Genomic DNA, 17928 nt, shown 5'->3' with positions numbered 1-17928 from the left:
CGGTGGATGGACGGGGGTCCGGCGAAAGGCGGGGTCACTTGACCGAGCCCGCCCCGAGGCCGGTCCGCCAGAACCGTTGGAGCAGCAGGAACGCCGCGACCAGCGGCACGATCGACAGCAACGCGCCGACGAGCACCAGACCACGCAGTTCGGGCAACTGGTTGACCTGGGTGTTCCAGGTGTAGAGGCCGAGGGTGACCGGGAACAGCCGCTCGTCGCCGAGCATGATCAGCGGCAGCAGAAAATTGTTCCAGACCGCGACGAAGTGGAACAGGAAGATGGTGACCAGTGCGGGCAGCATCAGCCGGGTGGCGACGGTGAAGAAGGTCCGTACCTCACCAGCGCCGTCGAGGCGGGCCGCTTCCAGCAGATCGTCCGGCACGCTCGCGGCGGCGTAGATCCGGGCCAGGTAGACCCCGAACGGGTTGACCAGGCTGGGCAGGAACACCGACCAGAAGGTGTTGGTCGCCTCGAACCGGCTGAAGATCAGAAACAGTGGCAGGGCGAGCGCGGTCGCCGGCACCAGCACGCCGCCGAGCACCACGTTGAACAGCGTCTCCCGGCCGGGAAACCGGTACTTGGCCAGGGCGTACCCGCACATCGCGGCGAGCAGAGTGCCGATCAGGGCGGCGCCGCCGGTGTAGGCGAGGCTGTTGAGAATCCACCGGGGGAACACTCCGTCGCGGTAGGTCAGCACCTCGGCAACGTTGTCGACCAGCGCGAAGTCGTCGAACCACAGGGGCGCCCCCTGAGTGACCCGCCCGCCGGGTTTCGCCGAAGCGACCAACAGCCACCAGATCGGCACCAGGAAGTACGCGGTGCAGACCAGCATCACCAGGGTGGCGGCGGACCGCGACAGCATCGAACTCCGCAGCGGCGTACCGCCAGGCGAGTGGCCGGCGGGGGTGCGGGCTGGGGCGCTCATCGCACGCCCCGACGCTGGGTGAACTTCAGGAACGTGAAGGACAGCGCGAAGGTCGCCAAGGCGAGCACCACCGAGAAGGCCGCAGCCAGGTTGAAGTTGGGGATCGACGAAGTGGAGTAGACGGTCAGGTTCGGGGTGTAGGTGCTGGACACCGCCGAGCTGAAGGTCCGGAACACCTGCGGTTCGGCCAGCAGCTGCAGGGTGCCGATGATGGAGAAGACGGTGGTCAGCACGATCGCCGGCATCACCATCGGAATCTTGATCGACCAGGCGATCCGGGCCGGGCCGGCACCGTCGAGCCGCGCCGCCTCGTAGATTTCCGGCGGGATCGCCAGCAGCGACGAGTAGATGATCAGCATGTTGTAACCGACGTAGACCCAGGTCACGACGTTGGCGATGGACCACAGCACCAGGTCCGCGCCGAGCAGGTCCGCCCGACCGGTGACGGCGGTGAACGGCGACAGGTTGGGCGAGTACAGGAAGCCCCACATGATCGCCGCGACGACGCCGGGCACCGCGTACGGCACGAAGAAGGCGAGCCGGAAGAAGCGCCGACCGCGGACCAGACCCGAGTCGAGCAGCAGGGCCAGCAGCAGGGCGAGGCCGAGCATCACCGGCACCTGCACCGCGCCGAACAGCAGCACCCGGCCGATCGAGAACCAGAAGGGGCTGTCGGTGAGCACCCGCTGGTACTGGGCGAGCCCGCCGAAGACCTCCCGGGCCGGACCGAAGGTGCCGGTGCGTTCAACCACGTACAGAGACTGGACCACGGCATAGCCGATGGGGACGGCGTAGAACAGCGCGAAAAGCGCCCCGAACGGCACCACGAATATCGCGATGGCGCGCTTGTGCGGTACGGGTGCCCGGCGACGGCCGGTCGCCGTCGACCGCACCGTACGGAATCTGCTCACCGAGCCGGCTCCTCTCTGACCACCCGGACCTCGCCGGGGCCGACCCGCAGCTGCCCGTCGACCGGGGTCCCGGTGACGAGCTCGTAGCCGCTGGCGGCGTGGCGAATTTCCCGACGGCCGTGGTTGACGACGAACAGGTAGCTGCGGTCGGTACCGACGCGCCGGACCACCTCGACCGAGCCGTCGTTCTCCGGACCGTGCGGGGTCACCCCGGCCCTGTCGGCGGCGGTACGCAGCACGTCCCGCAGCCCATCGGAGGCCAGCGCGGTCGCCACGTACCAGGCGGTGCCGGCGCCGTGGGCGTTGCGGGTGACGGCCGGGGTGCCGGGCAGCGGGCCGTCTGCGTACCGGGCGAGGGGCGCGGCGGTGGTGGTTCGCAACCGCTCGGTCCACCACCGGGCGCGGGCTCCGTTGTCCAGGGTGACCTCGACACCGGGCAGCAGCGGGACGAACTCCTCGCCGACCACGCCGAGCAGCTCGCGGAAGGCACCGGGGTAGCCGCCGAGGCGGATCCGGTCGTGTTCGTCGACGATGCCGCTGTAGAAGGTCACCAGCAGGTGGCCGCCCGCGTCGACGTACTCGGCCAGCGCGGCGGCCTGCTCATCGGTCACCAGGTGCAGACACGGCACGACGACCAGCCGGTAGCCGGCGAGGTCGACGTCCGGCGCGACGACGTCGCAGGTCACGCCGAGCTCCCGCAGGCCGGTGTAGGCGGCGTGCACCTGGTCGAGGTAGCGGATCTCGGTCGACGGGCGGGCCGGACCGTCGGCGGACCACCAGGACTCCCAGCTGAACAGCAGGGCCGCGTCGGAGCGCACCCGAGTGCCGGCGACCTCACCGACGCGGTCCAAGACCTCCGACAGCCGCAGCACCTCCCGCCAGGTGGTGGTGTCGGTGCCGGCGTGCGGCAGCATCGCCGAGTGGTACTTCTCAGCCCCGGCGGCGGAGGCCCGCCACTGGAAGAAGCAGATCGCGTCGGCGCCCCGGGCGACGTGGGTGAGCGAGTTGCGGATCATCTGGCCTGGCTCCTTGGCGAGGTTCCAGGGCTGCCAGTTGACCGCGCCGGTCGCCTGCTCCATCAGCATCCACGACGCTCCCCCGGCTAGCCCACGGCTGAGGTCGGCGGCGAAGGACAGTTCCGCGACCGGGTCGCCGAGCCGGTGGTCCAGATAGTGGTCGTTGGCCACGACGTCCAGGTCAGGCGCCCAGGACCAGTAGTCTAGATCTCTGATATGGGCGGTTACCATCAGATTCGTGGTGATCGGCGCGGTGCTGTGCCGGCGCAGCACCGCCGCTTCGGCGCGGTAGTGCTCCAGCAACTGCGCGGAGCTGAACCGGTGAAAGTCCAGTAGCTGCGCCGGATTGGGCACTGACAGGTTCGCCCGGGGTGGTTCCACCTCGTCCCAGTCGCCGTAGCGCTGACTCCAGAAGGCCGTGCCCCAGGCGTCGTTGAGCGTGTCAAGGCTGTCGTAGCGCTTTCGCAGCCAGCTCCGGAAGGCGACCGCGCTGGCCTCGTCGTAGCACAGCGCGTTGTGGCAGCCAAGCTCGTTGGACACGTGCCACAGCGCCAACGCGGGGTGCCCGCCGTAGCGTTGGGCGACCTGCTCAACCAGCGCCAGGGCGTGCCTGCGGAACACCGGCGAGCTGGGGCACCACGCCTGCCGACCACCGGGGAACCGGGTGGTGCCGTCAGCTGCCTGCGGCAGCAGCTCGGGGTGCCGGGTGGTCAGCCAGGGTGGCGGGGAAGCAGTGCCGGTGCCGAGGTTGAGTTTGATGCCGGCGTCGTGCAGCAGGCCGATCACCTCGTCGAGGGCGGCAAAGTCGTACTCGCCCGGCCGGGGCTCGATGCTCGACCAACCGAAGATGTTGATGGCTACGAGGCCGATGCCGGCCTGACGCATCAGCGCCACATCCTCGCGCCACACCGCTGCCGGCCACTGCTCCGGGTTGTAGTCGCAGCCCAGCGTGATGCCGCGGATCGACGGCAGCAGTGGTGCGGCCGGCCGGTCACGGGGCGGTTTCATCGGGGTGTCCTCGCTGCCGGAACGAACTGACTCTGTGCACGTGCACACATTTCGCCGGGCGAACAGTCGGCGAACGAATGTGTGAACGTGCACACGTTAAGGGCGCGTTCCGTCGCAGGTCAAGGGCCGGCCGCTACAGTGTTCGACGTGAACCGGCCGAGACCGACGACGAAGCGGGCGACCGTGCACGACGTCGCCGCAAGCGCCGGTGTGTCCCGGGGCACGGTCAGCCGGGTCCTCAACGGCGGCTACGTCTCCCCCGCCGCCCGCGCCGCGATCCTCGCCGCCATCGCCGAGGTCGGCTACGTCCCCAACACCGCCGCCCGTAACCTGGTCACCCAGCGTTCCCAGGCAGTCGGCTTCATCGTGCTCGAACCGCACTCGTTGTTCATGGAGGACCCGAACATCGGAGCCCTCATGCTGGGCGCCAACGCGGTGCTCTCCGTCGCCGAGTATCAGATGGTCAACCTGGTGGTCGACTCTGACCGGGACACCAAACGGGTTGCTCGCTACCTCAGCGGCGGCTTCGTCGACGGCGCGCTGATCGTCTCGGCCCGCGCGCACGACCCGATCACCCGGGTCGTCACCAACCTGAAGCTGCCGGCCACCTTCGTCGGGCATCCGCCCGACCTGGCGCAGGAGATCCCGTTCGTCGGCGTCGACAACGTCGGCTCAGCGCGCGAGATCACCACCCGCCTGGCCGCCACCGGCCGGCGACGGATCGGCATGATCGCTGCTGCCCTGAACCGGGACTCCGGTGCCGACCGGCTCACCGGCTTCCGCCAGGCTCTCGGCGACCGGTTCGACTCCCGCCTGGTTGCCGAGGTCCCCTTCTACGACTATTCGTGCGGCGTCAACGGCATGCGGGCCCTCCTGGATCGGGCACCCGACCTCGACGGCATCTTCGCCGCCTCGGATGTGGTCGCCGCCGGAGCGATCCAGACCCTGCGTGAGGCCGGCCGGACCGTGCCGGCCGATGTCGGGGTCGTCGGATTCGACGACAGCGCCTGGGCGCTACGCACTAACCCGCTGCTGTCCACCGTGCACCAGCCGGCGAAAGAGATCGGCGCCCGCGCCGCCGACCTGGTGCTGCACCAGATCGACGGCAACTCCATCGCATCCGGCGGGACGCTGCTGCCGACCCCCGTCGTATGGCGCGAGTCCGCCTGAGCGGCGTCACCCGGAACCGAACCCGGTTGCGCGTTTCCAGGCATCGCGGGCACCGATCGACAGCGAAACGCTCGCCGCACCGGCATCCGCAACCGGGAATTGACGATGATCCGTGCTACAAACTCATCTGGCACCTAGCAGTGCAGTGCAAATGCGAAAGGGGCAACCTCGTTGAGAATCACTCGATTTTCCACAGGCGGCAAAGGCGGGGCCCACCGCGCCGTCGAACCACGCTCGGTCGGCAACCGGAAACGGAGGATCGCGCTCGGTTCGGTGGTCGCCGCAGCCCTCCTGGGCGGTGCCACGATCGCACCGCAGGCGTACGCGACGACGACCTTCGACGGGCCGGGCATCCGCACCGACGTGGTGGATGCCGTCACCGGTGAGCCGGTGACCGGCATCTGCGTATTCGCCGTTCCGGTATTCACGTTCAGCTTTCCTGCCGTCTGTCCGACCCGCAGCGACTCGCGGGGCCGGGTGAATGTCTCGGTTCCCGGTCCGGGTTCATACAATCTGTTCGCGCTGCCCGACTCGGGTAGCCAGTACGGCGCCCAGTGGGTCAGCCAGGTCGGCGGCACCGGCACCCAGAAAGATGCGCGGTGGTTCACCTTCTCCGCCGACGAGGTGCGGCCCGGACCGACGATCCGCCTGGACCCGCGCTCGATGATCGTCGGCACGGTGCTGGGCGCGGATGACGAGACCGTGACGAACGGTACGGTCGGCGTCGTCGCGCCGGTCGCCGACGGTTCACGGGATCCGCGCTACTCGCCGATCGGCGACAAGGGAGCGTTCGTCATCGACTGGCTGGGGCCGTACGAGTGGCCGCTGCTGTTCAACGCCGACGGTTACCCGTACCAGTGGAGTGGACACGTCGGCAACCGGCTGCGCGCCGATCTGGTCACGGCGGACGTCAACGCCCCGCCGTACGCGTACCAGATGGAGGCTGGCACCTCGGTGAGCGTTGAGACCGCCGACTCGCCGCAGGTTCCGGGCAAGCTGACACTCCTCAATGTCAGCACAAAGGACCCGGTCGGGCTCGCCGAGCTGGCCGACAGGGCGACCGGGGCGTCACTCCTGGTCCTACCGCGACAGCAAGTCAAGATCCACTGCGTCTGCGATGGAGAGCACCGCTGGCATGGCGGTACCGACTTCAGTAGCGCCACCGGGGAACCGATTCGCGCCAACGGTCCGCAGAGCATCACCTTCGCCCCACCTGCCTGATCCATCATCGATCGTCCGGCTGCGGCCTGCTGCTCCATCGTGGAGCAGCGGGCCGCAGTCCGCTAGACAGCAGGTCATAGTTACCCTGGAGAGTCAGTTGACTACGTGAAGTACACTTAGCTGTCTACGATCTTCCAACCATGGGGAGGGCGTACGACATGCGGTGGTGGGCAAAGCTGGTTCTGACGGTCGCGATGCTGACCACGGCGGCGGGATGCGCGCCCGCTGTCCGGTCCGATATCGGAGATGGCGACCTGACCAACAACTGGGCTAGGATCGCGACACCGAAAGTGTTCGTACCACAGGCCGGCGAGTGCCATCCGATCTCCGCCGGTACCGTCGGCCAGGGCACCGAGTACAGACCCGTCGACTGCGGACAGTCCCACGAGGTGGAGACGGTCTTCGTCGGGATCTTCACCGGGGTGCACGGCGTAGCGGACCACTCCCCCGCCCCCGGCTCGTCCAGCCGGCGGGCCGCCCGTACCGACTGCGACCAGCGGGTCCACGAATTCCTCGGCGACGACTGGCAGGCCGGCCGGCTCCGGCTCGAAGTCGTCGTCCCGTCCACCACGTCCTGGAACGGCGGCGCCCGCTGGTACCGGTGCGACGTCGGCGAGGTGGTCAGCATGCAGGACCGCACCTTCGTCGCCCGCACCGGGAGCCTCGCCGGCGCCCTCGACCAGCCGAACCCGCTGCGCTGGGGCTGCTTCAACCCGAGCGCCAACGCCGCCGGCGACGTCGGAATCCTCAAACCGGTGGCCTGCACCGAACCGCACCAGAGCGAATTCGCCGGGCTGTACCTGGAAGCCGACCTGCCCTACGACGACTTCGCCGCGAACGCCGACCAGGTACACGAACGGTGCCGCCGAGTCGTCGCCAATTACGCCGGCCTACCCGTCGACGACGACCTGCGACACCGCTTCGGCACCATCTACGACTACCCGTTCAAGGACGAGTGGGACGACGGCAACCTCGCCGTACGCTGCCTGCTCTGGCGCGACCAACCACCGCTGACCCGATCGGTACGCGACGGCGGCACCGCCGCCCTGCCGGTCCGTCAGGGCTGACCGACCCGACGCAGCAACGCCACGAACATCGCGTCGGTGCCGTGTCGGTGCGGCCACAGCTGCACCGACGGCCCGGCGCCGAGCCCCGGCATACCCGCCGGGAGCAATGGCCGGGCGTCGACGAAATCCACCGGTACGCCGGACCTACGGGCCGCCTCGGTCACCGACACGTGCGTCTCCACCCGGTGTGGTGAGCACGTCACGTAGGCCACCACGCCACCCGGCCGGACCGCCCGCAGCCCGGCGGCGAGCAGCTCCCGCTGCAACCGGGTCAACGGCGGCAGGTCCGACGGCTGACGCCGCCAGCGCGACTCGGGACGGCGGCGCAGCGAGCCGAGCCCGGTGCACGGCGCGTCCACCAGTACCCGGTCGAACGACGACTCGGGCAGCTCCGTCCCGGCACCCACCTGACGACCGTCGGCGACGTGCACCGCCACCGGCAGCCCGCGTACCGCCTGCTCCACCAGCCGGGCCCGGTGCTCGGCGACCTCCACTGCGGTCACCTCGGCGCCGCGACCGGCGGCCAACCCGCCGAGCAGCGCTGCCTTGCCCCCCGGCCCGGCACACAGGTCCAGCCACCGCCGGTCCGAACCGGACACCTCGGCGTCGGCCAACGCCGCGGCCACCAGCTGCGAGCCTTCGTCCTGCACGTGCGCCCGGCCCTGACGGACCGCCGACACCTCGCCCGGCGCGCCGCCGGGCAGATAGACGGTGTACGGCGAGAACGCGCCCGGTGCCCCGCCGGTGGCGTCCGCCAGCTCGACCGCGTCGACCCGGCCCGGTCGGGCACACAGGTGCACCGGTGGCGGCTCGTTGTCCTCGATCAGCAGCCGGGTCGTCTCGGTCAGGCCGTCGGCGGACTCCTCACCGAGTGCCTCCGCGAACGCCCGGACGATCCACGGCGGATGATGGTAGGTCACCGCCAGGTGGCCGACCGGGTCGGCCTGCTCGTCCGGTGCCAGCTCCGCGAGCCAGTCGTCCAGGTCCCGGGTGGCGATCTCCCGCAGTACGGCGTTGGCGAACCCGACCGCTCCCGGCGCCACGTCGTGCACCAGATCCACCGTGGCCGACACCGCAGCGTGCGCCGGAACCCGGGTACGCAGCAGCTGGTACGCGCCCAGCCGCAGCGCGTCACGGGCCGGCGGATCGATCCGGTCCACCTCCCGCCCGGCCGCACGGGCGATGATCAGATCGAGGGTGCCGACCATTCGCAGCGTGCCGTAGACCAACTCGGTGGCGAAAGCGGCGTCACGCCCCCGCAGCTCCCGCTCCCGCAGGATTGTCGGCAACACCAGATTGGCGTAGGCGTCATCGCGGTACACCGCCGCGACGGCATCGTACGCCGCGTCCCGCGCCGGGTCGGCCCGTCGGCGGCGGCCACGCTGCCCACGGTCACGCTGCCCACGGTCGCCCCGACCGTTCGCGATTGCGGGGCTCACTCGCTGCGCTCGCTCATTCCTCGCGCTCACCCGAAGAACTCGCCGGTGGTGATGCGGGTGCCGCGCGCCCAGTCCGCCGCCGACATGGCCTTCTTGCCGGCGGCCCGGACCTCGCCGAGCGCGACCGGCACGGTGGCCGTGCCGACCAGCAAGCGGCTACGTTCGGCCAGCGCCTCCCCCGGCTTCAACTCCGGGCCGTCCGGCACCGGCCGGACCGGCCCGAGTTTGACCCGCTCGTCGCGGAACGTGGTCCAGGCGCCCGGCGCCGGGGTGCCGGCCCGCACCCGCCGGTCCACCGCGAACGCCGGATCGGTCCACCGCACCCGGACGTCGTCGACGGACAGCTTCGGGGCCAGTGACACCCCGTCACCCGGCTGCGGCACCGCCCGGGCGGTGCCGGCGGCGATCCCGTCAAGCACCGCGACCAGCAACTGCGCGCCGCTGGACGCCAGCCGCTGCAGCAGGTCGCCGGCGGTGTCCGTGTGGCCGACCTGGTCGGTCACCGTGCCGAACACCGGGCCGGTGTCCAGACCCTCCTCCAGCTGGAACACGCTCGCGCCGGTCACCTCGTCGCCGTGCAGCACCGCATGCTGCACCGGAGCCGCCCCACGCCAGGCCGGCAGCAGGGAAAAATGCAGGTTGATCCAGCCGTGGGCGGGGATGGCCAGCGCGGTCGGCGGGACCAGGGCACCGTAGGCGACGACTGGTACACAGTCCGGGGCCAGCTCGGTCAGCCTGCTGAGGAACTCCGGCTCCCGTGGGCGTTGCGGGGTCAGCACCTCGATCCCCCGCTCGTCGGCCCAGACGCCGGCCGCGGAGCGGACCAGCCGGCGGCCCCGCCCGGCAGGAGCGTCCGGCCGGGTGACCACCGCGACGAGGTCGTGGTCGCTGGCGGCGATCGCGTCCAGCGCGGGGACGGCGATCGCCGGAGTACCGGCGAAGACAAGTCGCATCGCCGTCACCCGCCCAGACCGAACGGGCTGGTCGCCGCACCCGGCCGGAACAGGCCACCGGGTGAGCGGTGCGGACTGACCTTCACCGTCGGCGGCGCTGCGGCGTCGTACCAGTCGGCTTCGCGGATTGCCTTCATCGCCTCCTTGCGGGTGACGGCGTCGAGCCGGTCCAGGAACAGCACCCCGTCGAGGTGGTCCGTCTCGTGCTGGACGCAGCGGGCCAGTAGACCGCTACCGACGATCTGCATCGGGTCGCCGTACTCGTTGAAGCCCTTCGCGACGACGTTCTGTCGACGTTTGGTGTCGAAGTAGAGCCCCGGGATGGACAGGCAGCCCTCCGGGCCGTCCTGCTCCTCCTCGTCGGGGAAGTCCAGCACCGGGTTGACCAGGTGGCCCAGCAGGTCGTCGACGTGGAACGTGAAAACCCGCAGCCCGACTCCGAGCTGCGGCGCGGCGAGGCCGGCACCATTCTGATCGGTCATGCTGTCGGTCAGATCGGCGACGAGCCCGCGCAGCTCGGCGTCGAAGTCGACCACGGGCTCGGCCGCAGTGCGCAGCACCGGGTCGCCGAAGAGTCGGATGGGCTGGACGGTCACGCGGTCAGGCTCCTTGTCGTGGGCAAACAGTGCCTCCAGTCTACGGGCGCACGCCGGACGCCGTGACGGACGCGGTAGTCACTCGGGCGACCGTGACTGTCCCGCACCGGGTTTGCTGGAGGCATCAAAACCTCGTCATCGCCAAGATGGTCAAGGCCACCGCGAACGCCTATCTGGCCACCCGCATCTCGTTCATCGACGCCGTAGCCGAGATGAGCGCCGCTGTAGGTGCCAACATCAGCGACCTCGCCGACGCAATCGGCCACGACGCCCGGATCGGCCATCACTACCTCACCCCCGGACTCGGCCTTGGTGGCGGCTGCCTGCCCAAGGACCTCCACGCCTTCACCCAACAGGCCACCGCCGCCGACATCACTCCGGCCGTGAAATGCACCGCCTCCGGGGCGCCGGTCGGCCAATGACCCGGACCGGCCAACCTTCATCACCTCGGCGGTCACCGCAGCCAGCCTCGACACACTGTCCGTATCGGGAACGAACACCACCGGCATCCCCCACCGGCCACCCTCGACCGGCGGCGTGTCCCGGTAGTGCGTCCCAGACAGGACCGCGTCACGACCCTGAACGAATAACCGGTCGAACGCCGCCGCGTAGGAGGCATCCGCCGCCGCCCTGTCCGAACCCCATGATTGCCTCGTCCTCGTCACCCGGCGCAGCCTACGCCGCCAAGCCCATACCCAGACGAACTCCCGTGCACGTCCCTCGTCTGGCCAAAGCCAGCTAGAGCAGGTCGAGCGGGTCGATCTGGATGCGTACCGGCTGGCTGGCCCGGCGGGCGGTGCGGGTGCCGGCCGCCACCCGTAGCTGCCGGGCCAGCTCGGCCGCCTGCGACCGGCGGACCCGGATCAGCATCCGTTCCTGGCCGTCGGTCGCCGGCACCGGACCGAGCAGTTCGGCGCTGTCCGGCATCCGCAACGCGGCCAGCAGTTCGGCCACCGCCTCGGCCGGGCCGGTCACGCTGGCCATCCGGGCCGCTGGCGGGAAACCCAGCTCCCGCCGGTCGGCCAGCTCGCGGGCGGCGAACCAGCCGGGATCCCAGCGCAGCAGTGCCTGCACCGGGGCGAGCCCACCGTCGGCGACCACCACCACCTGGCCGCCGTCGGCCGCCGGCCGGGCCAGCGCGGCGGCGGACAGCCAGCGACGTAGGGTCTCCTCCGCCGCCCGCAGGTCGGCCCGGGTCAGCAACGCCCAGGTGTCCAGCAGCAGTACGGCGCCGTAGCCACCGGCGGCCACCGGCTCGGCGCCGGGGGTGGCGACCACCACCGCCGGCTCGGCCGGCACCGCGGTGAGGACCTCGTCGCGGCCGGAGGTCCGCACCGTGGTGCCGGGGAACGCCCGGCCGAGCTCTTCGGCGGTACGCCGGGCACCGGTGACCGCCGCCCGTAGCCGCCGCCCGTGGCAGTGCGGGCAGGCGTAGCCGGCGGCCGGTCGGCCGCACCAGCGGCACTGGGCGGTGGCGGTCGCCGCCGGCAGGGCCAGCGGGCCGGCGCAGTGCGGGCAGCGGGCCGGGGTCCGGCAGTCCGCGCAGGACACCGCCGGCAGGTAGCCGCGTCGGGGCACCTGCACCAGCACCGGCAGCCCGGCCTGCAACGCCATACGGGCGGTGGCGAAGGCCAGGCTGGGCAGCCGGGCGGTGGCGGCACCGGCGTCGCGGGCCAGCTGGGCATCGTCGCCGGCCGGGGTGACCCGTGGGGCACATCGCCGGACCGTCGCCCGGGCGGCGATGATTTCCCGGGCCCAGTCGGTTTCGACGAGTTGCTGCGCCTCACCGGAGCGGGCGAAGCCGCCGAGCAGCGCCGCGACCCCGCCCAGCTGTGCCCGGGTGAGCAGTACCTCGCGGGCGTGCGGGTAGGGCGCACGCGGTTCGGCGTGCACGTCGTCGCCGTCGTCCCAGATGGCGACCAGTCCCAGATCGGCAACCGGGGCGAACATCGCCGCCCGGGTGCCGACGACCACGTTGACCAGGCCGCGTCTCGCCGCGAGGAACGCCCGGTAGCGCCGGGCCGGGCCGAGCGCCGCGGTGAGCACCACGTGTCGACCGGTGCCGAGGACCCGGCGCAGGGCAGCGTCGAGCCGGTCGACGTCTCGTCCGTCCGGTAGCACCGCGATCGCGCCCCGACCGGCCCGTACGGTGGCGGCGATCGCCTCGGCGTACCGGGTCGGCCAGTCCTCGCCAGGCAGCGGTGCCCAGACGGCGCGGGCCGGCCGGCCGTCGGCGACGGCACGTAGAAACGCGGGTCCGGACGGGTACGCCGCCCATCCGTCGGCGTCGGGTGGCACAGCGTCGGGTGGCACAGCGGCCGGACCGGGCTCGGGTTCGCTGGGCTCCTGCTCGACGCGGGCGTGTCTCGGCGGCACCGCCAGCCGCAGTACGTCGGCCAGGTGCCCGGCGTACCGGTCGGCGACGGTGCGGGCCAGAGCCGCGATCTCGGCGCTGAGTACCCGTTCCGGCGAGACCAGCTTGTCGAGGAAGGCGAGCTTGCCGTCGTGACCGGAGGCGGCCACCCGGTCCAGCACCCACCCGGCCACCAGCTGTCCGGCGAACCGGACCCGGACCCGGGTGCCCGGCTGCACGCCGTCGTCGAGCTCCGCCGGGACCAGGTAGTCGAACGGCCGGTCCAGGTGCGGCAGCGGCACGTCGACGCAGATTCGCGCGACCGGCAGCCGGTCGGCAGGCTGCCGGTCGTGTCCCGTTCGGGTGCTCACCGGGCCATCCTGCCCGGCCGCCGGGGTGACCGGCGACCCGCCACCCCCGGCGGTACGGTCAGCGGCGGTGGGTCAGGCTCCGGCGGCGGACTTCAGGTCAGCGGCCCGGTCGGTGCGTTCCCAGGCGAACTCCGGCAGCTCCCGACCGAAGTGGCCGTAGGCGGCGGTCGGCCGGTAGATCGGCCGCAACAGGTCCAGGTCCCGAATGATCGCGGCCGGCCGCAGGTCGAACACCTCGCCGATCGCCCGTTCGATCCGGTCCACCGGCACGTTCTCGGTGCCGAACGTCTCCACGAACAGGCTCACCGGGTGGGCCTTGCCGATCGCGTACGCGACCTGCGCCTCGCACCGCTCCGCCAGTCCTGCCGCCACCACGTTCTTGGCCACCCAGCGCATCGCGTACGCCGCCGAACGGTCCACCTTCGACGGGTCCTTACCGGAGAACGCGCCGCCACCGTGCCGGGCGTACCCACCGTAGGTGTCCACGATGATCTTCCGGCCGGTCAGGCCGGCGTCGCCCATCGGTCCGCCGATCTCAAAGCGCCCGGTCGGGTTGACCAGCAGCCGGTAGCCCTCGGTGTCCAGGCCGAGGCCCTCCAGCTCGGGGGCGATCACGTGCTCGCGCACGTCCGGGGTGAGCAGTGACTCCAGCGAGATGTCGGCGGCGTGCTGGCTGGAAACGACCACGGTGTCCAGCCGCACCGGCCGCAGCCCGTCGTACTCGACGGTGACCTGGGTCTTGCCGTCCGGCCGCAGGTACGGGATGGTGCCGTCCTTGCGGGTCACCGACAGCCGTCTCGCCAGCCGGTGCGCCAACGCGATCGGCAGCGGCATCAGCTCCGGCGTCTCCGAGCAGGCGAATCCGAACATCATGCCCTGGTCGCCGGCGCCCTGGGCGTCGAGCGTGTCGTCGGCCGACTCGCCGACCCGGCGCTCGATGGCGGTGTCGACGCCCTGGGCGATGTCCGGCGACTGTGCGCCGATCGACACGCTCACGCCGCAGGACGCGCCATCGAACCCTTTCTTGGAGGAGTCATAGCCGATCCCGAGGATCGTCTCGCGAACGATGGCCGGGATGTCCGCGTACGCCTGGGTGGTCACCTCCCCGGCGACGTGCACCTGGCCGGTGGTGATCAGGGTCTCGACCGCGACCCGGGACCGGGGGTCCTGGGTCAGCAGCGCGTCGAGGATCCCGTCGCTGATCTGGTCGGCGATCTTGTCCGGGTGGCCCTCCGTGACAGACTCGGAGGTGAAGAGACGGCGTGCCACGGTACTCCTTGAATCCGAAAGCAATGGTCTCCGGCAGTCTAGTCATCCACGTTGGGGCCTGGCGCCGTGCCGACGAAGGAATCCGGCGGTGCGCCGACCGACGTAGCGCAGCTCACTGCGACAGTCGGGCCACCACCAGATCCCATATGTCGTCGGCGAGCTGCTCCTTGCCGCGTTCGTCGAGCACCGCGACCGGACCGTCGGCGTCGAGCACTGTGGCCGAGTTGGCGTCGGCGCCGAACACCCGGTCGACACCCACCTGGTTGGCGACGATCAGGTCCGCGTTCTTGCGCGCCAGCTTCGCCCGGGCGTTGGTCAGCAGGTCACCGGTCTCTGCGGCGAACGCGACGAGGAGCTGTCCGGGTCGCTTTGCCGCGCCGAGTTCGGCGGCGATGTCCGGGGTGGTGACCAGTTCGATCACTGGCGGTCGCCCGCCGTCGCCCTTCTTGATCTTCGTGGGTACGTAGCTCGCCGGCCGGAAGTCGGCTGGCGCCGCCGCCATCACGACCACGTCGGCTTCGGCCGCCGCGGCGAGCGTGGCGACCCGCAACTCCTCGGTGCTGCCCACCCGGATCAGCCGGACACCGGCCGGATCGGGCAGCGAGACGTTCGCGGCGACCACCGTCACCTGCGCGCCACGGGCGACGGCGGTACGAGCGACGGCGTACCCCTGCTTGCCGGACGACCGGTTGCCGAGAAACCGCACCGGGTCGAGCGGTTCGCGGGTGCCGCCGGCGGTGACCACCACCCGCCGGCCGGTGAGGTCGGCGCCGACGAGGCCGGCGGCCGGGTCGACGGACCGGGCCAGGAGCCGGCGGGCGACGGCGAATATCTCCCCGGGGTCGGGCAGCCGGCCCTTGCCGGAGTCGGAACCGGTCAGCCGGCCGGTCGCCGGCTCGATGACCAGCACACCGCGACGGCGCAGCAGCGCGACGTTGTCGGCGGTGGCCGGATGCTCCCACATCTCGGTGTGCATCGCCGGGGCGAGCAGCACCGGGCACCGGGCGGTCAGCAAAGTGTTGGTGAGCAGGTCGTCGGCGAGCCCGTGCGCGACCCGGGCGATCAGGTCCGCTGTGGCCGGGGCGACCAGCACCAGGTCGGCCTGCTGGCCGAGCCGCACGTGCGGCACGTCGTGGACGTCGCTGAAGACGTCATCGGCGACCGGCTGTCCGGACAGCGCCGACCAGGTCGGCGCGCCGACGAAACGCAACGCCGCCGCAGTCGGCACCACCTTGACCTGGTGGCCCGACTCGGTCAGCAGTCGGAGCAGCTCACACGCCTTGTACGCGGCGATCCCGCCGCCGACGCCGAGAACGACCCGGGGCGGGACGCGGGCCGGCGTACCGGCGCTCAGGGCTGGTCGGTGGGCTCGGCGGTGAGCAGGTTGGAGTTGATCTCTCGCATGGCGATCGAGAGCGGCTTCTCCTGCGGCGTGGTCTCCACCAACGGTCCGACGTACTCCAGCAGGCCCTCACCGAGCTGGCTGTAGTACGCGTTGACCTGGCGGGCACGCTTGGCTGCGAAGATCACCAGGGCATACTTCGACGAGGTCTTCTCCAGCAGCTCGTCGATGGGCGGGTTGGTGATGCCTTCCGGGCTGGCAATGGATCCCACGGGATGCAACCTCTGTGTCGTCGGGCTCTGTCGCTGGGTGCTGTCAGGCCGGGCGGTGTGACTGGGCGTCGGTCAATAATGACGAACCGAGCAATCCTACCAGCTCGGTTGCGGCTCGCTCGACCTCGTCGTTCACCACCGTGACGTCGAACTCCCGCTCGGCGGCCAGCTCCTCGTCGGCATGCTCCAGCCGGCGACGGATCGTCTCCTCGTCGTCGGTCCCCCGACCGACGAGGCGCCGTTTCAGCTCCTCGACGCTGGGTGGCGCGAGGAAGACCAGCTGGGCCTCGGGCATCGCCGCCCGCACCTGCCGGGCACCCTGCAGGTCGATCTTCAGCAGCACCGGCTCGCCGGTGCTTAGTCGTTGCTCGACCGCCGAGCGCGGAGTGCCGTAGAGGTTGCCGGCGAACTCGGCCCACTCCAGCAGCTGCCCGGTGGCAGCCATCCGCTCGAACTCGGGTCGGTCGACGAAGTAGTAGTGGACGCCGTCGACCTCGTAGTCCCGCATCGGGCGGGTGGTCACCGAGACGGACAGCCAGATCCAGGGCGAGCACGCCCGGATCAGCTCGATCACGCTGTCCTTGCCGACCCCGGAGGGGCCGGAGAGGACCGTGAGCCGAGCTGCCGGGCGCGCGTCGTCATACATGGTCACTGCTTGTTTCTACACCCTGCCGCGAATCAGTTCGCGGCGAACTCCCCGAGCAGTGCCTTGCGCTGCTGGTCGCCGAGGCCACGGAGGCGACGACTGTCGGCGATCTTGAGCTTCTCCATGATCTGGGTCGCCCGGATCTTGCCGATGCCCGGCATCGCCTGCAGCACGGCGGAAACCTTCAGCTTGCCGACAACGTCGTCGGACTCCGCCCGGTCGAGCACGGCGGCGAGGGTGGTCTTGCCCTGCTTGAGTTGCTCCTTCAACTCAGCACGGGCCTTACGGATCTCCGCGGCCTTCTCCAGCGCGGCTGCGCGCTGTTCGGGGGTCAGTGACGGGAGCGGCACCAGTTCTCCTCAGGTCCCTATCGCGACGGGCGGACCGCACCGCCGCTCTGTGAAACGTGGTGTGGCCGGGAACCAAAGGGGCATGTGGTTCCCGGCGCGGGGAAAACTAGCGGTCAGCGACGTTTTCGGCAACGTGGCCGCACCACGATCACGCGGGGGTAATCGATCGCTTACTCAGATCAGGACCCCGAGAGCCTCCCGACACTTAACAAGCGTCTGTTCGGCCGCGGCCCGCAACGCCGACGGATCCGGGCCGGCGTTCAGCACCTCACGGGAGTACGACGGAAGGACTGCGGAAAGCGCTTGCTCGAACACTGTCCGCAGGTCCTCGGGCCGTCCACCTTGCGCACCCAGCCCCGGGGCAAGCATTGGGCCATTGACGTGCGACAGTTCATGGCCGGTGTCACCAACGGTCGCACCGACCACCAGACCGAAACTGCCAATCGGCTCCGCACCCACGTTGAGCTGCGAAATCTCATCGATCACCGTCTGAGCGACGGTGCGTCCATCGGACAGCCGGGCGTGCTGCACGGCCCGCCCCTCGGGATTCGAGGTCAGCGCGACCACGAAGACGCCGCCGCCGTGCCGGCTGGCAAGATCGAACATCGGAGCGAGCGCCCCGACGCCCAGATACGGGTTGGCCGTGACCGCGTCGACCGCCAACGGGCTCGCCGGATCGAGGTAGGCGGCGGCGTACGCGGCGACCGTCGAACCGATGTCGCCGCGCTTCACGTCGAGCAGGACGAGGGCTCCAGCCTCGCGAAACTGTCGGATAGTTGACTCTAGGACACCGATGCCCGCAGCCCCGAACCGTTCGAAGAAGGCCGATTGAGGCTTCACCACTGCGGCCACGTCGCCGAGTGCGTCGACCGCCGTCGCGGCGAACCGGGCCAGCCCGTCGACGTCGTCCGGCAGCCCCCACCGGGTCAACAGCTGCGGATGCGGGTCGACACCCACGCACAGCGGGCCCCGGACGCTGACGGCCCGGTGCAGTCGCTGACCAAAGGTTTCCATCGACT

General features: G+C 70.7%; 17 protein-coding genes. 4 read left to right on the top strand and 13 right to left on the bottom strand.

Going from position 1 to position 17928, the window contains the following annotated elements; translation table 11 throughout:
- Positions 1 to 34 precede the first annotated feature (34 nt).
- Genes ACFHWS_RS05320 through ACFHWS_RS05310 form a run of 3 tightly spaced genes read right to left on the bottom strand, consistent with a single transcriptional unit; the run spans position 35 to position 3860 of the window.
- Entirely contained in the window at positions 35 to 925 is an 891-nt protein-coding gene (locus tag ACFHWS_RS05320; protein ID WP_416557009.1) for a carbohydrate ABC transporter permease, read from the bottom strand.
- Entirely contained in the window at positions 922 to 1836 is a 915-nt protein-coding gene (locus ACFHWS_RS05315; protein WP_416567725.1) for a carbohydrate ABC transporter permease, read from the bottom strand. The genes ACFHWS_RS05320 and ACFHWS_RS05315 overlap by 4 nt, the downstream gene beginning before the upstream one ends.
- Entirely contained in the window at positions 1833 to 3860 is a 2028-nt protein-coding gene (locus tag ACFHWS_RS05310; RefSeq protein ID WP_416557007.1) for a beta-galactosidase, read from the bottom strand. Before ACFHWS_RS05310 ends, ACFHWS_RS05315 begins: the two co-directional genes overlap by 4 nt.
- A gap of 147 nt (positions 3861 to 4007) precedes the next feature.
- On the opposite strand from ACFHWS_RS05310, the gene ACFHWS_RS05305 reads away from it, so the two are divergent.
- From ACFHWS_RS05305 to ACFHWS_RS05295, 3 genes are all read left to right on the top strand, one after another.
- Positions 4008 to 5030 (top strand): LacI family DNA-binding transcriptional regulator, encoded by a 1023-nt coding sequence (locus ACFHWS_RS05305; protein ID WP_416557006.1) that lies wholly within the window; start codon positions 4008 to 4010, stop codon positions 5028 to 5030.
- A gap of 273 nt (positions 5031 to 5303) precedes the next feature.
- Positions 5304 to 6251 carry a hypothetical protein gene (locus ACFHWS_RS05300; protein WP_416557005.1) on the top strand — a complete coding sequence of 316 codons (948 nt, stop codon included), beginning with the start codon at positions 5304 to 5306 and terminating at the stop codon, positions 6249 to 6251.
- A gap of 290 nt (positions 6252 to 6541) precedes the next feature.
- Complete coding sequence (locus ACFHWS_RS05295) at positions 6542 to 7318, top strand: septum formation family protein (protein WP_416557004.1); 777 nt, start codon at positions 6542 to 6544, stop codon at positions 7316 to 7318.
- On the opposite strand, the gene ACFHWS_RS05290 is transcribed toward ACFHWS_RS05295, so the two are convergent.
- Genes ACFHWS_RS05290 through def form a run of 3 tightly spaced genes read right to left on the bottom strand, consistent with a single transcriptional unit; the run spans position 7309 to position 10306 of the window.
- Positions 7309 to 8787, bottom strand: coding sequence for an RsmB/NOP family class I SAM-dependent RNA methyltransferase (locus ACFHWS_RS05290; protein ID WP_416557003.1), 1479 nt, complete (start codon positions 8785 to 8787; stop codon positions 7309 to 7311). The two genes, ACFHWS_RS05295 and ACFHWS_RS05290, sit on opposite strands and share 10 nt — an antisense overlap.
- Positions 8784 to 9710: a methionyl-tRNA formyltransferase gene (fmt, locus tag ACFHWS_RS05285; protein ID WP_416557002.1), complete on the bottom strand. Its 927-nt coding sequence runs from the start codon at positions 9708 to 9710 to the stop codon at positions 8784 to 8786. The genes ACFHWS_RS05290 and fmt overlap by 4 nt, the downstream gene beginning before the upstream one ends.
- 5 nt (positions 9711 to 9715) lie before the next feature.
- Positions 9716 to 10306 carry a peptide deformylase gene (def, locus tag ACFHWS_RS05280; protein WP_416557001.1) on the bottom strand — a complete coding sequence of 197 codons (591 nt, stop codon included), beginning with the start codon at positions 10304 to 10306 and terminating at the stop codon, positions 9716 to 9718.
- A 146-nt stretch (positions 10307 to 10452) separates the two neighbouring features.
- Here def and ACFHWS_RS05275 point away from each other — a divergent pair, with 146 nt between their 5' ends.
- Positions 10453 to 10728 (top strand): hypothetical protein, encoded by a 276-nt coding sequence (locus ACFHWS_RS05275; RefSeq protein WP_416557000.1) that lies wholly within the window; start codon positions 10453 to 10455, stop codon positions 10726 to 10728.
- Positions 10729 to 11044: 316 nt separating this feature from the next.
- Here ACFHWS_RS05275 and ACFHWS_RS05270 read toward each other — a convergent pair whose 3' ends face one another.
- The 7 genes from ACFHWS_RS05270 to pyrF all read right to left on the bottom strand — a co-directional run bounded on the left by ACFHWS_RS05270 (position 11045) and on the right by pyrF (position 17923).
- Positions 11045 to 12973, bottom strand: a complete 1929-nt coding sequence (locus tag ACFHWS_RS05270) for a primosomal protein N' (protein ID WP_416567765.1) — start codon at positions 12971 to 12973, stop codon at positions 11045 to 11047.
- A 129-nt stretch (positions 12974 to 13102) separates the two neighbouring features.
- The gene (gene metK / locus ACFHWS_RS05265; protein ID WP_416556999.1) at positions 13103 to 14299 is read right to left on the bottom strand and encodes a methionine adenosyltransferase; all 1197 of its coding nucleotides are present in this window, start codon (positions 14297 to 14299) and stop codon (positions 13103 to 13105) included.
- Positions 14300 to 14411: 112 nt separating this feature from the next.
- On the bottom strand, positions 14412 to 15653 hold the full coding sequence (gene coaBC, locus ACFHWS_RS05260; RefSeq protein WP_416557039.1) for a bifunctional phosphopantothenoylcysteine decarboxylase/phosphopantothenate--cysteine ligase CoaBC: 1242 nt from the start codon (positions 15651 to 15653) through the stop codon (positions 14412 to 14414).
- Entirely contained in the window at positions 15650 to 15913 is a 264-nt protein-coding gene (rpoZ, locus tag ACFHWS_RS05255; protein ID WP_123601182.1) for a DNA-directed RNA polymerase subunit omega, read from the bottom strand. Before rpoZ ends, coaBC begins: the two co-directional genes overlap by 4 nt.
- A gap of 43 nt (positions 15914 to 15956) precedes the next feature.
- Positions 15957 to 16559, bottom strand: coding sequence for a guanylate kinase (gmk, locus tag ACFHWS_RS05250; protein WP_416556998.1), 603 nt, complete (start codon positions 16557 to 16559; stop codon positions 15957 to 15959).
- A gap of 32 nt (positions 16560 to 16591) precedes the next feature.
- Positions 16592 to 16909: an integration host factor, actinobacterial type gene (gene mihF / locus ACFHWS_RS05245; RefSeq protein WP_123601181.1), complete on the bottom strand. Its 318-nt coding sequence runs from the start codon at positions 16907 to 16909 to the stop codon at positions 16592 to 16594.
- A gap of 174 nt (positions 16910 to 17083) precedes the next feature.
- Positions 17084 to 17923: an orotidine-5'-phosphate decarboxylase gene (gene pyrF, locus ACFHWS_RS05240; RefSeq protein WP_416556997.1), complete on the bottom strand. Its 840-nt coding sequence runs from the start codon at positions 17921 to 17923 to the stop codon at positions 17084 to 17086.
- Positions 17924 to 17928: the final 5 nt, after the last annotated feature.

It is taken from the genome of Micromonospora sp. LOL_013, assembly GCF_048060315.1.
Lineage (GTDB): Bacteria > Actinomycetota > Actinomycetes > Mycobacteriales > Micromonosporaceae > Micromonospora_E.
This window is presented reverse-complemented; position numbering and strand designations above follow the sequence as displayed.

What these genes read in the sequence shown, in the direction of transcription:
- ACFHWS_RS05320 (WP_416557009.1), bottom strand. Translation starts at nt 925, where the DNA reads ATGAGCGCCCCAGCCCGCACCCCCGCCGGCCACTCGCCTGGCGGTACG.
- ACFHWS_RS05310 (WP_416557007.1), bottom strand. Translation starts at nt 3,860, where the DNA reads ATGAAACCGCCCCGTGACCGGCCGGCCGCACCACTGCTGCCGTCGATC.
- fmt (WP_416557002.1), bottom strand. Translation starts at nt 9,710, where the DNA reads ATGCGACTTGTCTTCGCCGGTACTCCGGCGATCGCCGTCCCCGCGCTG.
- ACFHWS_RS05275 (WP_416557000.1), top strand. Translation starts at nt 10,453, where the DNA reads ATGGTCAAGGCCACCGCGAACGCCTATCTGGCCACCCGCATCTCGTTC.
- gmk (WP_416556998.1), bottom strand. Translation starts at nt 16,559, where the DNA reads ATGTATGACGACGCGCGCCCGGCAGCTCGGCTCACGGTCCTCTCCGGC.
- pyrF (WP_416556997.1), bottom strand. Translation starts at nt 17,923, where the DNA reads ATGGAAACCTTTGGTCAGCGACTGCACCGGGCCGTCAGCGTCCGGGGC.